Origin of the sequence: Microbulbifer sp. GL-2 (genome assembly GCF_007183175.1) — a bacterium.
GTDB lineage: Bacteria > Pseudomonadota > Gammaproteobacteria > Pseudomonadales > Cellvibrionaceae > Microbulbifer.
The window spans coordinates 3341243-3357524 of the sequence record NZ_AP019807.1; the positions used below are offsets into that span (position 1 = coordinate 3341243).

Annotated in this window: 14 protein-coding genes and 2 pseudogenes; 15 read left to right on the forward strand and 1 reads right to left on the reverse strand. The window is 36.9% G+C overall.

Features of this window, described 5'->3' with window-relative positions:
- Positions 1 to 80 precede the first annotated feature (80 nt).
- Positions 81 to 266: a hypothetical protein gene (locus GL2_RS14660; protein WP_143731347.1), complete on the forward strand. Its 186-nt coding sequence runs from the start codon at positions 81 to 83 to the stop codon at positions 264 to 266.
- A 491-nt stretch (positions 267 to 757) separates the two neighbouring features.
- Positions 758 to 1465, forward strand: coding sequence for a hypothetical protein (locus GL2_RS14665; RefSeq protein ID WP_143731348.1), 708 nt, complete (start codon positions 758 to 760; stop codon positions 1463 to 1465).
- A gap of 364 nt (positions 1466 to 1829) precedes the next feature.
- Here GL2_RS14665 and GL2_RS14670 read toward each other — a convergent pair.
- Positions 1830 to 2021, reverse strand: a pseudogene (locus GL2_RS14670) (integrase core domain-containing protein); the annotation flags it as partial.
- 697 nt (positions 2022 to 2718) lie between these two features.
- Between GL2_RS14670 and GL2_RS14675 the strand changes: the two are divergent.
- The 13 genes and pseudogenes from GL2_RS14675 (at position 2719) to GL2_RS14735 (ending at position 16019) form a co-directional block, all read left to right on the forward strand.
- Positions 2719 to 3522: a helix-turn-helix transcriptional regulator gene (locus GL2_RS14675; protein WP_143731349.1), complete on the forward strand. Its 804-nt coding sequence runs from the start codon at positions 2719 to 2721 to the stop codon at positions 3520 to 3522.
- Positions 3523 to 3651: 129 nt separating this feature from the next.
- Entirely contained in the window at positions 3652 to 4452 is an 801-nt protein-coding gene (locus GL2_RS14680; protein ID WP_143731350.1) for a hypothetical protein, read from the forward strand.
- A gap of 60 nt (positions 4453 to 4512) precedes the next feature.
- The gene (locus tag GL2_RS14685) at positions 4513 to 5235 is read left to right on the forward strand and encodes a winged helix-turn-helix domain-containing protein (protein ID WP_143731351.1); all 723 of its coding nucleotides are present in this window, start codon (positions 4513 to 4515) and stop codon (positions 5233 to 5235) included.
- Positions 5236 to 5331: 96 nt separating this feature from the next.
- Positions 5332 to 5985: an N-acetylmuramidase family protein gene (locus GL2_RS14690; protein ID WP_143731352.1), complete on the forward strand. Its 654-nt coding sequence runs from the start codon at positions 5332 to 5334 to the stop codon at positions 5983 to 5985.
- 700 nt (positions 5986 to 6685) lie between these two features.
- Positions 6686 to 7855 (forward strand): annotated as a pseudogene (locus GL2_RS21960) (IS256 family transposase); the annotation flags it as partial.
- 273 nt (positions 7856 to 8128) lie between these two features.
- Positions 8129 to 10330 (forward strand): hypothetical protein, encoded by a 2202-nt coding sequence (locus GL2_RS14700; RefSeq protein ID WP_143731353.1) that lies wholly within the window; start codon positions 8129 to 8131, stop codon positions 10328 to 10330.
- A gap of 76 nt (positions 10331 to 10406) precedes the next feature.
- On the forward strand, positions 10407 to 11063 hold the full coding sequence (locus GL2_RS14705; RefSeq protein ID WP_143731354.1) for a hypothetical protein: 657 nt from the start codon (positions 10407 to 10409) through the stop codon (positions 11061 to 11063).
- A gap of 3 nt (positions 11064 to 11066) precedes the next feature.
- On the forward strand, positions 11067 to 11786 hold the full coding sequence (locus tag GL2_RS14710; protein ID WP_143731355.1) for a hypothetical protein: 720 nt from the start codon (positions 11067 to 11069) through the stop codon (positions 11784 to 11786).
- 16 nt (positions 11787 to 11802) lie between these two features.
- Positions 11803 to 12546: a hypothetical protein gene (locus GL2_RS14715; RefSeq protein WP_143731356.1), complete on the forward strand. Its 744-nt coding sequence runs from the start codon at positions 11803 to 11805 to the stop codon at positions 12544 to 12546.
- A gap of 514 nt (positions 12547 to 13060) precedes the next feature.
- Positions 13061 to 13624, forward strand: coding sequence for a hypothetical protein (locus GL2_RS14720; RefSeq protein WP_143731357.1), 564 nt, complete (start codon positions 13061 to 13063; stop codon positions 13622 to 13624).
- 291 nt (positions 13625 to 13915) lie between these two features.
- A complete protein-coding gene (locus GL2_RS14725; protein WP_143731358.1) occupies positions 13916 to 14182 on the forward strand; it encodes a hypothetical protein in 267 nt (88 codons plus the stop codon).
- Between the two features lie 33 nt (positions 14183 to 14215).
- Complete coding sequence (locus GL2_RS14730) at positions 14216 to 14590, forward strand: YchJ family metal-binding protein (RefSeq protein WP_143731359.1); 375 nt, start codon at positions 14216 to 14218, stop codon at positions 14588 to 14590.
- A gap of 997 nt (positions 14591 to 15587) precedes the next feature.
- A complete protein-coding gene (locus GL2_RS14735) occupies positions 15588 to 16019 on the forward strand; it encodes a hypothetical protein (RefSeq protein WP_143731360.1) in 432 nt (143 codons plus the stop codon).
- Positions 16020 to 16282 lie beyond the last annotated feature (263 nt).

Genomic DNA, 16282 nt, shown 5'->3' on the forward strand with positions numbered 1-16282 from the left:
CCCTCAGCCTAGGATTACTCACTGGTGTATTGCAAAGCTGTGGAGGTGCTGGAAGCTCCTCCTCGGAAAGGGAAACGGAAATGGAAATTGAAACAAGCAGTGAAGGGAGTAACAGTGGCAATAGTGACTCTTGGAATGATGGCCGCTTGGAAGACGTGGACAGCCGCTCAGAGGACGCCGTTGTTTGGATTGTTAACACCACCAGTGAGCACGTTCCTTTCATATATGAGAACAACAATAATAAACAGATTCTGGTAAATGTATAAAGTGTCGAATGGCAGGGACTGTATATGAGTCACTTCTACTGGCATCCCAACTACAAAATTCCCATTTCAGGATCAGCGGAACGAGAGAGTTCATCGCGCTTACAGCTTGAAGGACGAACCGAATACGAAGATTTGGTCTTTATGGAATCTTGCCTGTTATAGGCTATAGATTGATACATTTGATCTAAATAATTCTAGAATGAAAAATCACGAAATTGAAGTTGTGAAGTTAATAGCATAGGGAAAGTGTAATAATGAAATACTATTTTTTTATCTACCAAATGTTAGAGAGGGAGGCTTATGAACATACAGGGAATAGGCTACGGAGGAGCTTAATTTCTCGCAAGTCTAGGTGGGCAATGGGAAGCCTGAAAGTGTCTCTGCTTGCTGTTACCCATAGGAGACTGGTCACTCTTTCTCAAAAAAGTTAGAGTTACCGTGAAGACTTTTTTAAAATTTAAACTATACACCAATGATTAGAGAGTGAAAACATGGTCAAAATATTGCAAGAATCGTCGCTGGGCGGCCGTACCCGAGATATGTCACTTTTAAAGAAATATAAAAAAAAGATCCCCCGCTCGCAAGGTGTTTTTGTTCCACAGGCGGAATTCGGGGTCATAAGTCCTATGGATATGCCAGAGGGCATACAAACTATTTTCACGAACGGAATGGGCCCTTGTCTTGGAATTTTGATTGTAGGAGATAATTCAAAAGTGGGAGTGGCGCATCTCGACGAAGATATTCGTGGCAATGAATTTGGGTTTATAAACAGGCTTGTTGCTGAGTTTCCTATTAAAAGAGTTGGATTCATATGTTTTTCTGGTTCCTATTTGTCAAAACAAGGTCTAACTTCTTCCCTTGAGTGGGGTGTTCAGCGTGTATTCAGTACGATCAGATCTTATTATGGTGGAGGCGGAACCTATGATGCAGACCTTTACTATTTGGACCATTGCTCAAATTTGTGTTACAACTTTATTGATAATGTGATTTTTGAGCCTAACAATGATTCAGTTTGGACATCCACTGCCTATAGTCCGTCGATATATAGAAGCCATTATGCGAAATATTATAATTCATATTCTGGTGCCAAAATAGCGCAATCTTCTAATCCTGTTTGTAAAACAAAACGTGCTACGTTAGGAGAAGATATGAAACTACTTAATCCTTACTATAAACCCACGCACATGAACCGCATTTAACTCTAAACGCTTATGGGTACTATTAACCCGGCGGACTTATTATTCGGTGTAGGATGGTATCTTACTCCACATACTACCTAGTTAATTGTGTGGCATTCAGGAACTATTAGTCCGCCGGGTTAATAACGATTTCCAGACGTGATGTGTCGAGACAAAGGGAAAACAGATTTTTTAATTCCTACCCTCGAATCTCAGATATATTTGATGAAGGTTCTTGAAAGCAAAAGTAAGTGATCTTACAAGTGTAGATTGACAATAAAGTTACATGCTGTGGTAGTTCAGGCTTGATCTGACAGTCACCGGTTTTTCAGAAGGTGTTCTGTCAGGTCAAATTCAGTTTACGAGTTATGGTGCCTTTTGCATCTTAAAGTGTTGCCATTGGAGTGCGGCTGCAACACTTCTTACCCTGATGGGTCCGATCATTATTGTAATATACGAGCCACTCCACTAGATCCTTTTGAAGCTCCTCTACAGCCCCGTAGATCTTGCGACGTAATGATAGTTGGTAGAACTCTTGTAAAATTGTTTTATGGAATCGCTCACATTGGTTGGATGTGCAACTTACAGTTAGTAGCGAAAAAAATCAAAAAAGTGCATAGCTTCATAATAACTTCGACATCATCATTCGATTTGGAAGTTAAGGGGGTGTACCTATTCAGGCATAATGTTGATGTTTTAGTTTAAGCATTAACTCTTAAAATTTTTAGTATCCTCATAAAATTGCAACTTGAGAGCAAGTGATGAGCACGATTAACGTAAAGTTGCATATATATGAAAACATTCTCACCTGTATTTAGTGTAAAAAAATATAATTTAGAGTGTTGAGCTTGTAAATCTAACAAAAGTCGAAGCTGCTAATTTATTGTTAGGTGTGTACGAATTTTAATAAATGTATGGAACCGGTTACATTAAAGGTTATATAGATAAGAGTTGCTTCTTAAGGAAATAGGGCTGCTGGCTAGAGAGTGCGCGAAAATTTATCCGGCTTTAGGTGTGAGTCTTACTTATGGTTATTAGCAGTTAAATTAAAAATAAAACTCTCTAGGATATGTGATTTTATTGCTTCCTGAAAGTAAAAGCTGTGAACGATATCAATAAATCCGCAATTAGAAGTAAATCCATTCCATGTTATAGTTTTATTACAGTGCATTCAAAAAAGTCGAAACAGGGAGACAATTAAGAGCCACTTGTGGTCAACTAGATCCCCTCTTTATGTCTAACCTTAAAGCAGAACGTAGATCAAGATGGTGTAAGTGGCTGTGTTTGCCAAATGGATAGAAAAGCGGAAAATTATGAGATCTAAAGAATTAAAAGAAAATGAGAGTGATTTTCAAGATAACGCTGTCTCTTTTCATGCGGAGAGTAAAATCGAAGCTGTACAAGCTTCTTATATTCATGAGATAGCAAAGGAGCTAAATGACCCTGAGTCTCCACTCTCTTTGCTGTTCAATCGAGTAAAAGCTTATAAAAATATTTACACGCAGGAAGCTTGCTGTGATTGTCTTGAAATAAACGAAATAATAATAAATGCAAAGAAACTATGCCCTCTATTGAGCAAGCTAGTTGTCTGCGGTGAGGCGGGTGGCAGTAATTATACATTTAGCCAACTTCATTTAGAGTCAAGAGCTACTCAGCAAAGATATGAGTGGCTTGTTAATGAATCACCTACGAATGTAGACAATAAAATCATTTTAGACAGAATAGAAAAGGCTAGGATAAAAGATGCTTCTTTTGAAAGAATTTATTCGACTATTATGGAAAACTTGCCTGATCAAAATCTTTCTGTAGATCAGCTTTCGAAGCTAGCATTTTGCAGTAGATCTCAATTATTCAGAAAGATAAAAAAACATATTGGTATTTCCCCACAGTCTCTTATTTATTGGTTGAGGATAACGGAGGCAGCCTGTTTGTTTAAGAAGGGGGGCGTGAATGTTTCGTGGATATCGCATACAGTGGGTTTTAAAAGCTCTGCACATTTCAGTAGAAGCTTCAGAAAGCAGTATGGAATGCCACCATCAGAATATATTGTTCAATGTGGCAGGGTAAATGGATCTTAATCATTTGTCAGGGTCAAAATATGATTTATTCAATCGCATGGAATCTATATAACTTTCAAAGTCATTATAAATATAAAAAATATTGGAGAGTACTCTGGATAGAAATGCCAGTAAATATGTGAGTATGTTGTGGGTACAAAAGACAATGAAATAGATAGCATTTACCCGGATACATTTAACAAATTGTTATATGAATGTAATGCCATGTTATATTTCAGCTTATCTTCAGGGTATTATATTTCAAGTGCTATCTTTGAAAATTTAATCAATATAGAAGTTGAGCACAAGAGGGTAAAAAGCGCTGGTAAAAGTAAAAATGTGGGTTTTGTATACATCACCAAACTGGTAGAAATTCATAGTTTATTGGTTCAAACAATAAAGCCATGCACACCAAGAGCCGCAATCCTAATGAAGGAGACAACTAAAAACCCACAAAAAGTCAATATGTTTCGTAGTGTGCGTATATATAGAAATATGCTGACGGTAGTAATATTTTCATTGCTGACTTTTATATTGTTTGGAGTCTCCCCGGAAATAAATATGGAAACACGAGCAAAATATATTTTTCTGGAGCTTTCTGGATTTTCTTTACTGAAAATACTTATATTTTTAATGTCTGCAGCATCCCTAGGCGCATCTTTAGCTTGTGCATTAATTATCAGCTATCATCTTGAAAAGGGAACTTTCGATCCAATATATGCTTCATCATATTGGATTAAATATCTCTTTGGTATGGTTTTTGGTTTGTTATCATGCACTCTATTCGTTCATGCTATTTCGATAGATAGCGACACCTTCCATGAAGCTGGAAGGCCTGCATCTGCAATGCTTGGTGGTTTCTCAAGTCATTTGTTTTTTCTTTTGGTAAAAGTTCTGATAGATATGATGGAGTCAACCAAGATTAAATTTCTAAAAATTAAAAATGATTGATTGGTTAATCCGCAAAAATTATTCTTAATTAGATAATCAATATTAAATTCTGGTGATTAGATGGGTAGTGAAGACGAGGCAATAAAGGTATTAATTTTTAGTTCGGTGAAACTTTCAAAATATCCATTTGGGGATTCCCTTTTGTCAAACAAATTTAACCTGAAGGTGGAGTGTGATATAGATTCTTTTTTTAAAAAAAATCATAATTTTTGCCCTGATATTATATTGATAATTAAAGATACACTATCTAATCTTATCGAAAATTTTGGGAAAATAAGAGACGCATTTTCGGTGCCGGTGTTAGTGATCGGTAATCATTTTGAAGAAATATATCAAATAGTTGCATATGAGCTGGGCATAGTTGATTGTATAGATGAAAAAATAGACCCAAGAATTTTTATTCTTAAAATCTTTGCCCATTTGAAGCAGGTAGATGAGAGTGCAAGAAAGATAAAAAATGATAAAGTCAGCGTTAAATTAGACATAGGCAGGCTGGAAGTATATCAAAGCTCTAGAAAAATATTAATTAATAAAAATGAAATACAGCTCTCATCATTTGAATATGATGTATTTTTAGTTCTGGCAAAACACCCTGGACAGATTGTGTCCAGGGAAAAAATATATAAAATTATTAAAGGGACAGATTACACTGGGGTGAGTAGATCAGTAGATATTAGCATATCTAGAATTCGATCAAGAATTGGAGATAACCCTATAAACTCAACTTGTGTAAAAACTATAAGGAATAAGGGGTATATGTTGATGGTGTCCGATAGTGTATAAATCAATTTTGTCTGGCAAGAAAATCCATAAGTATAAGGATGAATAAAAGATATTCTAGAATTAATTTCATAAGAAGCCTAAACGATTGGAGGTTATATGGATTTTACAGGGAAAGCTTTACCTTTGACGGCTAACGATATTGAAATTATATCTGGGTATCTTGGGTGTCAGATTGCTGCACTACATGCAATCATAATCGTAGAGACAATAGGGGAGGGATTTGGGTCAGATAATCGCCCAATAATACTTTTTGAACCACATATTTTTTATAGCGAGTTAACAGTACCTTCTGAAAGACAAAGGGCATCTAGAGAAGGCTTGGCCTACCCCAAATGGGGTACCAAACCTTACCCAACAACACAAAAACAGCGTTACATATATCTAGAGCAAGCTATAGAAATTAATGAGACAGCTGCTCTTTCATCATGTTCGTGGGGAATTGGGCAAGTACTAGGGCTAAACTATAAAATATGTGGTTTTGACACAGTTAATGATTTTGTAAATGCCATGATGTATTCGACGGGTTCACAGCTATATGCTATGGCTAGATTTATTGCTGCAGATCATCTGCAAGTATATCTAAGAAACCTTGCATGGGCAGAATTTGCACGTAGATATAATGGCCCCGCATATGCATCCAACCACTATGATACAAAGCTTAAAAGCGCTTATGACCGCCTACCAGCCGCTGAGAAAATTACACCAAAAATACCTACGCAGGGTGAACTTTTATCTATCCTTAAAAATTAATTATAACTAACATAGTTTAACATTGTAAGAAAATAACATTTATCGGTAACCATTAGATAAAATTGCAATGTTATTGAGTGTCAAAGGCATATTTGATAATGGCATTTTGCCCGAGGTGATATGTTGATTTTTAAGCATGTGTTAGTACTTTAAGCGCTTTTAATATTTCACTTTCAATATAAAGCTTAGAGTTTTTTTGGGAAATATAAGCTTGTGAAAATAGAGAATAGTCTCCAACTTTATATGATTTATAACTTAATACACTTCTCCTAATTTGAAAACGTTAATAAAAATACTTCTCTAGATAATTAAAAATAGATTACGATAGGGCAAATTATGCAACTTATAAAATATAGATAAATGCCCTAGCAATCAATAGAAAGCCTATGAATAAAACTTTTTCGAAAGATATACTTAATATAATTTTATGAATATCTTGAGGCAAAGGTCACATATTTCAAAGAGAACATAATTTGTTGTCAGAAATGATTTTAATCTTATTGTATTTTTAAAAATAAATTCAAATTAACATATTTTCCTGATTTATAACCAATTCTGGTGTTTGAGGGTTTAAAAAAAAGCAGCGCATCTGGTTGATTTGTTGTCGCCAAACAGTCAACCAACCAAGAGTACGACTCTATGGATAAGAATGCTGACCCACTGACATAACTGCTACGTCGGTGGGCACAAGAGCTGTTACATAGGGGCAGAGCTGTCGACCTTCATGGATGACTTTCAAGATCGCTGCCTGGACGACGGCCGTGCGGCTGTAGTCCGTAATGGTTACTTGCCGGAATACTATATACAGACCGGGGTCGAGCCCGGTGAAGATCAAGGTACCGAAAGTCCGAAGTAAGGACGGCGAGCCGGTAAACTTCCGTTCTGCTTTGGTGCCGCCTTACGTACGCAAAGCCCGCTCGCTGGAGGGGGCTCTGCTGTGGCTATACCTGAAGGGTGTTTCAGCGTGTGAGATGGAGGAAGCCCTGTCGATATTGGTTGGTCCGGAAGCGAAGGGCCTATCGGTCAGCACCGTGGCTCGTATGAAAGGACAGGGGAAAAGTGAATATTATGCTTGGCGAAGCAAACAATTAGATAAATATCGCTGGGTGTATATCTGGGTAGACGGCATATACAGCGGCTTGCGCTCGGAATAAAGCAAGCTCTGTGCGCTGGTTGTCATTGGTGTGAATGAGTGTGGAGAAAAACACTTTCTGGCATTGAGGATGGAGTATGTGAATCAACGCTTAGCTGGAAAGGTGTATTGGGAAAGCTGAAAGACGCGGCATGAACGCCCCAGAGCTGGCGATTGGCGATTGGCGATGGTGCCAAGGCTGGAAGAGCCCCTTCCAAAGATACGCCAACAGCGATGCTAGGTACATAAGACGGCCAATATACTGAACAAACTGCCCAAGTCGAGTAATTCCTACACGACAGCTGGCAGGCTGAGACAAGTGCCAATACGGAGAAATCATTTGACACCTTCATCAAGACGTATGGAGCCAAATACCCGAAAGTTGCCAAGTGCCTGTTAAAGAACCACGAAGAGCTGATGGACTTCCAGGACTTCCTGGCAAAGCACTGGCAGAGCATCCGGACAACGAACCCGATTGAGTAGATGTTCGGAACGATACGACATAGGACGAAGTGCTCCAAAGGCCGCTTATCGCGAGAAGGTATGCTGTATATGTTGTTCAAGTTGGGAATATGCGCAGAAAGAGAATGGAGAAAACTCCGTGGCTTTAACTACCTCGCCAAGGTCGTCAGCGGAGTGAAATTCAAAGATGGAGAGAAGGCGTCAACAGCCAATCAGAGCGCAACTAGATCAGGCTTGCTGAACAACAGAATTGACAATACCTCATCTTCCTTATGATGATTGTATTAGGGAATCATGTCACGTATAGCTATTATTATGAGTGTCTTATTGTAGGTGCCAAAATCAATTTATAAACGTTGTTATCCATTCTTATTGCATTTTTTAAATGTAAAATTTTTTTGTTACAAATGAAAACAAAAATAAATTTATTTATACAAATAATTACACGAAATAAAGTTAAGTAATCTAGATTTATTCTGTGATTCAATCCTGACTAACAATTAGAGATTGGATACTTGTACATTTTATTAACTAAGTTGGAGGTCAGATATGGATCTTGATAAGGATTTCCCCAGGGATTTTAGTGACCCAGGCGAGAAAGGTTGGTGGTCGGATCCGAATGAAGACGAAATACGGTTCTTGAAAAATTCTATCAGGAATAATCACCCTGAGACAGATTATAAACCACAAGTAGACATGTCTCAAAGGGATCAAGATTTAGCAAGAATAGTAATTAAGGAGTTTATAGCGTTAAATGAAGGCGTAATCCAATCTACAATGCGAAGAATGGCAGATGTCTATAGATCTAGAAAGGACGATATATTTTCGTTACGCAAGCAATTTCTTAAGTGGCATGCAGATGGACGAGTAGGTAGTCAAGAAAATATACAACTTCTCATAAGTGACATTATGGGTGATATGAGAGGCATAGAAGATAGTTGGAATAGCGAGCTTAATAATCGGATAGCAGGGATAGGGGTAGGTGTCGATGCTCAATACTATGTTCCATTTGTAGATAAATGGACAGGAAGAAAGATAAATCATTATGTAGGTGCAGAATTGTATCATCAAGATGCAAATGCTGTACAAGAGAATGCACTAAAAAATAGAACTTGGGATGTCCAACCAGGCAGCTCAGCACTAGGGGGGGACTTCGATTTTCTTTCATGTTCGGTTTGGTGGTCAACGCCTGTAAATACAGATCACTTTCACGGATTTGAAGCATATTTTCTGAAATGGCCTTTACCGAATTACGTTAGCCCAACAACCGGCAAAAATTTTCAGTATTACAGACTGGGAGGTGTATATGTTCGATTTGAAATAATGGGATGGACATTGATTCAGTTGCCGAATGATGAGAAGGAATACTTAATTGAAAGGTCTAAAAAAGGTAATGCTGTAGGAGATCATATTTTTGTTAACATTATATTAAAAATAATAAATGGCATAAGACTTTCATTTCCGATTGGTACAAATATATGGCATTGGATATCACTTCTTGAAGATTATGGCCCCAAATGGGATTGGACTCAGTTCTTTAGGTTGTGGCCCACTGGGGGATCATATGCAGGTGGAATAATGCGGGTTAATGACTCTGCACTTGAACAAAGTAATCTCACAGTGGAGCCAACGAGTTTTCTGATTTCAGATACAGGACAACCAATTAGTCTTACTGTAAATCCAACAAAGCTCGGCAGTACAATTACAAAGGAATTCTCTAAATCTTCAGATAACCCAACGACACTAACTATAGGATTACCGCAGTGGCTTAGTACACGTGGAGGACCTTCTGCTCTCAATGTTAGTGGTGCCAAGAATATGATGATGAAGGTAATAACAAGTGGTACAGGCGGTAATATTGAAAATAACGGGACAAATGGTAATCAGCAGAATCTACCGAGTATACCCTGGGAGTATGATCCATCACAATCAGATTCCAATGATATTGTATTAAATTATGTAGGTGGTGACGGTTCAGAAAATTATTGGAATGAAAACATTGAGATAGATTTTACGAATGTATTTTCGGATGACCATTATCCAGCGACTCCAGGAAAGAGATTCACTATGAATTTTGCAAATATGGAGAAGGCAAATCCGAATCAGCCCTATATTGTACCATTTGGGAGGAATAGTGAGCAAGTTGACTTAATTTCTAATGGAATGATGTCTTCTGCAACGGGATACCTCACTTTTAATCATCAAGAGTATGGGAATACAAGTGATAATAAAGGAGTGACTATCTCACTTGTTTGGTATTACGACGACACATCCGAGGTCCCCTACGTTGAATTAAGTGATGAATGGAATACCGACGACCCTAAAAATTACTACTATTCCTTCCCAATGACCATGAATACCCTAGGAGATAAAGCGCTAACTCCTAAAGGACATTCTGCATATTACATACTAAATACAGACAAAGAGGTGAATAATGTTATTCCCTATTTAGCCGCTATTGAATGGGCATATGATGCTTCAACAGGTGAGCGTGTACAACAAGGATTAACCGTCCTTGGCTATATATATGATTCTGTTAATGCCTCTGAAGCTAAAACGTATCCAGCTTTCTGGAAAGTAACTAAGTTTACTCCACAGCCTTTTTATGGAAATCCCATCTCAACCTTTACACAAACAGAAAAGGGACCCGATACCTCTTTGTCCTATACTCCAATTACAAGAGGTCAAGACTGGACAAATGCGGCTGTTCTTAACATTCAAAACCCAATAATTACTAAAATTGTTACTTAGCATGATTTTATAAAAATTATGAAATCTATTTTCTGTGATACAAGATTATGAAAATTTCTTTGGAGAATTGACTAATATGAATATTGAAGAACTTTCTAAGCTATTCAAAAAAAGTGATCATTTTCACGGGATAGTTAAAATTCTCGTAGAGGATGTTCTTTCACATGCTTTTAATGAAAATGATAAAAGTTGGCGTAATTTTTCTGGGGATCAACCTGATGAGTATGCTGCAGCACATGATAAATTCCTTAAAACCGGAGAGATTGATTTTGAGAAGCTAGCCAAAGTTGGTTTTCCTAGCTTTGAGAATGTTAATCTGTTATCCGCAAAAATACTTCCAAATATAAAAGGTTTATCAGACTACCTTCCGATTAGTTCTTTGGGTATGTCAAAGGATGAAGTTCGACAAGCAATAAAATCGTTAATAAGCAACTCTGAACATCTTCAAAAGTTCTTAAATGAAGTAGGAAAAGCAACCTGGAGGTGTGAATATAAGATCTGTAATGAGATATTTGATTCAGAATGTGCAGAACTATGCTTAAGCATTATACTGGAACTTTTCTTTATTGCTTTTGAAGCTTACAAAACACATGGCACTACGAACCCTGAGTTGACACCTTTGGTGATGGCCGGTGCCTGGACGCTCATAAGTTTTGGTTTTGGTATCGGTAGTTTAATGCATGGTTATAACAATTGTTGCTGGATGCACAGTAACCCAAACGGTGAGGGCTAAAAGATGTCAAATTTAGAAACTAAACTTGCTGAATCATTATTTCATCACACTGCTTTTCAATCCTCAATCGATGAAATAATGGAATTTATTGTTGAAATTGTAGAATACTTGAAACCTCATGTGAATAAGTCATCCATTTCCGAGTTAAGGAGTAGTAGGCGGAGAGTCAGTAGTTTACGCTCTGGAATCTCTAGTGGAGATCTTTCTGTACTCAGTGACCCTCTTGGTGAAGGCTTTAGCGGCAAAGAAAGCCCACTGAATATAAATAGATTATTAAAATTGGTTACAGGACTTCAACAACAAAGAGGAAAATTTAGCCAAAGTTTACCTGAAGATTACCTTACAACTCCAACAGAGGTAAAAAGAAATGCTATTTTAAAAGCGTTAGAAAAAGTTGGCTATCAAGATAGGCTTTCTACCAGTATGGCATCTTTTGGTGACTATTCTCCAACGCTTGGGAAAAACAGAGTGGATAAAACCTCTTGTGAACAGAAATATTACGACAGTTCATATGAGAAATTTTTCGGTCTAATGTTTGAGTTGTTTACAATATACTATGAATTTCTTCCTGCAACAGACATAAGTAGAGAGATGTCGATTCAAGCCAAGCGAGAGCTGATAATAGGCACATTTATAGTTGTAATAGATCTTGCATTTGGTATTGCTCAGGATGGATTAGATCTATCAATATGCATATATGAAGCATTCGGCGGGCTTAAATAAAATTAAGGTGAATAATATGTACGATAGCAATTATGTTACTGAGAAATTATTGGCATCTAGTAGTTTTAACAATTTAATTAATGAATTTTCTGATTTAGCAGCATCAGGCGACAAAGAGCTTTTCAGTGATATATTTCCGGTTGGTGATCTTTCGAATAAGGAAAAGATGGGTCTTCTTAAAGAGGTGGGAGAGCAATACCATTCTGGAAACTTGGAAAATTTATTTTCGAATACCACTTATAAAAATTTAATAAGTAGTAGCAAACTGCAAAAACTAACCAATAAACATGTTGGTTACTTGAAAAAAATTCTCAACGAGATACCCCTTTCTTTATCGATGATTGGCGATGATCAGTTAAAAAAAGGTACTCATAATGCTGTTTCCTTAATCATGATGCCAAAACTATCCAAGCTAGTAAGTGGTGATCCGTCAACGATGTATGGTGATCCGTCAACGATGTATGGTGATCCGTCAACGATGTATGGGAGTACCTCACAATATCAACCCACATTAAGGTCTCTTTGTCAGCAGTCTCTTTATATGAATATTACTGACGCTGTCTTTGAAGCTGCTGAAATAGTGTTAGGTGGACTTACCTTCTATAAGAATAATCCGACGGAGTGGTATTGGTGGCATGACAAAATACCAGTGGGAGGAAATATTGAGACACTTGCTTTTGAGTTTTATTGTATTGTGGGGCTAGGAGTTATAATTTCGAAAGGTTGTGCAATTGCCTTTAATTACGCAGACTGTGGGTGATTCTGAGTACTATAAAGGAGATGCTATTTTACATCTCCTTTATACCCAAGCTCTTTAATAAATTTTATGGGCATCTCTAAAAATTACCTTTTCTTAAAATTTTTCGTCCTGCAGCCCCCATGACTCAATGTTTGCGGTTATAAAATAGGTAATTAATAGAGGTGCCCTTATATGGACTTATATGTGATTCTTGGAATATTTTTACATGATTAACAAGGTGAATTATATGTTGGGCTCATAATCTGCACGGATTGTGCCTATGTTTGTTATTTAATGTAATTGTTAACTGTTATTGATTTCCATAATGATTTTTTATATACATCTATTGTATAGATTTTTCTTTGAGCTAGGCGTTGACCAATCTCAAAAGCTAGAACTGAATTATTCTCAGGAATTGCTAGATCTCAATGATATAAAATATCGATATTATTTCTGGGCTTGTTTTTCTATTTGTTCAAATTAACTTTGTATTGTATTTTATTTTACCTTAAATAAATTCGCAGGGAATTATATTATGTCTTCCTTCTATTTGACTTCAGTTGAAAATGTTATCCAATTGGCGCCGGCTCAGGTCGAAGCAGATATTGAGTCTTACCAAATATCACAGAAAAGAGGTACACTGTCAGGTGTTGGTATTACCGTGTCTGGCGCTGGAGCGTGGGCTAAATTAGATGGTAGTTTTAGCTTTAAAATAATGAGTTTGGAAACATCCAGATCTTATCAAGAAATTAAGACTACACAAAGTATCTCTGCAGGTGTATCAGCATTTTGGGGATGGCTTGGAGTTGGTGCAAATGCTAGTGTTTATAAAGAGGAATTGAACACAATGTTTAAGGAGATTCAGACAAGTCAAGAAGTCGAGGGTCATGTAAACCTTTCAATGGAGGTTTCAGGGATCTATCCGAATGTTGCTGTTTCAGCCTCTGCATATGTATTTGTTTTACAGGTTACAGACTCTTCAGGAAACACTTTTAATATAGCTTCCCACGGAAACCCAGGTGAAGATACTGGAGCTTATGACACGAATACAGGAAATACGTTGCCAGATAGAAATAATGATAGTGTTATTACTTTGTAATCAGGGTGTCATTTAGCTAAGTACTAGCCGCTAGGCATGCCGTAGCATAGTTGTAGTTTTGCTTGGCTGGTTACCTATTATGACTAAATATTATTTTGACTTATTACTTGAAGCTAGGTGCTACATGTAAGGCTGCCTTAATTTTTATGCAGATTTTCAATTTGAAAAGATAAAAGCTTTGTTTTTTTAAGGTGAATGAAGCATCCTGGCTCTAATACAATTTATTGAATTTTATTATTTAGATTAATTTTATATGTCTCATATATTCTTCAATGTCAGGCGTGATTTCTGATGGCGAATTCACCCAGAAAAGAAAGTAATGATTCTGTAAGTTTAGAGCGAGAGGAGATAAAGTTAAATTCGGGTCTTCTTGGGTTTATTTTTGGAGATAAGTTGCATGCTCCGTCAAATATATCTGGTATGGTGCTTGTTTTTTTGCTGGGTGTAAGCATTTACGGAACTATTTTTGACATCCATGGCGTTGATGCTTTGGATATTTGGCATACGACAGGACCTATTATAAGTTTGGTTCTTGGGTATCTCTTTGGCAAGAGTTAAATCTCTTTATTAAAGTTGGCAGGATAGATGATTATGGGAATAAATTTTTGTCCTTGTGGTAGCGGGCAGTTATTTGTGGATTGCTGTAAGGATTATGTTATTGGAGGTGCATATCCGCTTGATGCTGAGACATTAATAAGAAGTAGGCATACTGCAGAATTATTGGGCTGTAGTACCTATATTCAGGATACTTGGTGCCCTGAGACTTATCCAGGGAAAGATAAGGTCAATATGAATTGTACACAATGGACTGATATGAAAATTATTGATGTATTTGGGGGCGATGATGACATTATAGTCCATGTTCAAAAGAAATATATAGAGAACAACTGTGAGCACTATGTAGATAAAAACCTACTTATTATAAGGGTGGGTGGCAAGCTTATGTTTTATTATTCTCTGGAATAGGTTGGTAATTTTTGAGATCAATTACTTTTTCTGAATGTTACCTGTTAGCTTTTGGAGTCTTTGTTGAATGCGTAGATTACCCTAAAATAGTTCGCTGTATTTGTATTAACAACTTTTTTGATTATTTTTCTATTGTATATCCAATTTTATGGTGTGCAAAAATAACTCGAGTAGTGTTAAGGTTCATGGTTTGGTTTTAGGGGGCGCAATTTTTAGTATAGCTTTACAGTCAGAATGGAGCTCACGGGTAGCTAAAGTATTGTTCGGTCAGGATTGGTCAAGGTAAGTGGCTTACTAAATTAATAAAAGATAGTGAAGAAAAGTTATAAAAACCCGGGACTTGATGGTTATTTTAAGTTGTAGTTAGGGGGCAGGCAAAAAATGTGGGAAGCTTAAATAATTTGTCTATCAAGAAATCTTTCTAATTCTACAAGCCATAATCATAATGCGATTTTAGTTATAGATATACTGAGCAATAAGGTGGACTTTTATCCTGAAAGCCCGATTAAATATTAAATAATTCAAGATTCAATTTGTATAAACTCAAAACGAATAAAAATATATTTGAGATGGTGATGTGCTATTAAGGAGTTCATTTGGGGGGGCAGTTAATTTACGGTTAGCATTATCCGCACATGAGTCCAGGCTATTGTTCGTCTTCCCCTTCCATTGAAGAATATTATTTTTAATAAGTTCAGGTGTAATTATGGTAGTGTCTTTCTTGTGGCAGTGTTGTATTAATTTTTATCATCTATTCTTGCATATGCAAATTTTTATTATGTTTGTTGCATTTTTTGGTGATGCTTTTATATGGCTGAAATGGTCCGCTCTAAATCTTGAGCCTGATTTGATCACAGGTAGCAGATATTTTATCTATGTTTCCTTTTTCTGGTAATTTCAGTTTTTTCATATATTCTGTTAATTCATCATTGTTGTTGCCTTATCAACAGTACTTTTGGTGATGATTATTTGTCATCGCATTGTAGAGGAATAGAGTATGGCTTCAGGAAAGCTTGTTAAAGGTACCCCTAACGCTGCCGATCAAATTACTTTGGGGGACGGGGCAAAGTTTTGGGTTTATATTTCTCCTGAAAATAGTACAAATAAGGTTGTTAAAGGTTGGTCTGTTACTTTTTCGAAAGGTGATTGGACTGGGAAAATAACAAGTGATAACCCGACTGCTTGGGTCCAAGCTGCTGATCCACCCTTGTCTGGTGAATTTAAAGTGTCAGTTTACGAAATTAACTACTCAACCAACCCTCCGATTGAGATTCCCGTACCACCCTCAAACGGCTCTTCCAATACTATTGGTTGTAATCGGAATTGTGCATCCATGGTGGGTATAGTAGCAAACGAGACGACGACTCCAGGAGCTGCTAATTCAACTTTTTGGACTACTTGGGATGCAATTTGTAAAAAATCTAAATAATAAATTTTTTCGTAATTTGTTATCTCCTTTATATCCGGACTAAACTTTCGTTGATTTTGGACTTAGAGAAAGATAACGCATAGTTTCTGGCCGCAGCTAGAGCCCCCCAACAATGTAGTAAATTCTCAAGCTGCGGCCAGATTTTTTTATATTGGATGAAAGCGATATTTTAGATACCTACAGGTATTACCCTGTATTCTTGGTTGAGGTTATTTACAGCGATCTTCCGGTATTTGGTTTATTGCTTGAAACCAAGGAGGCTT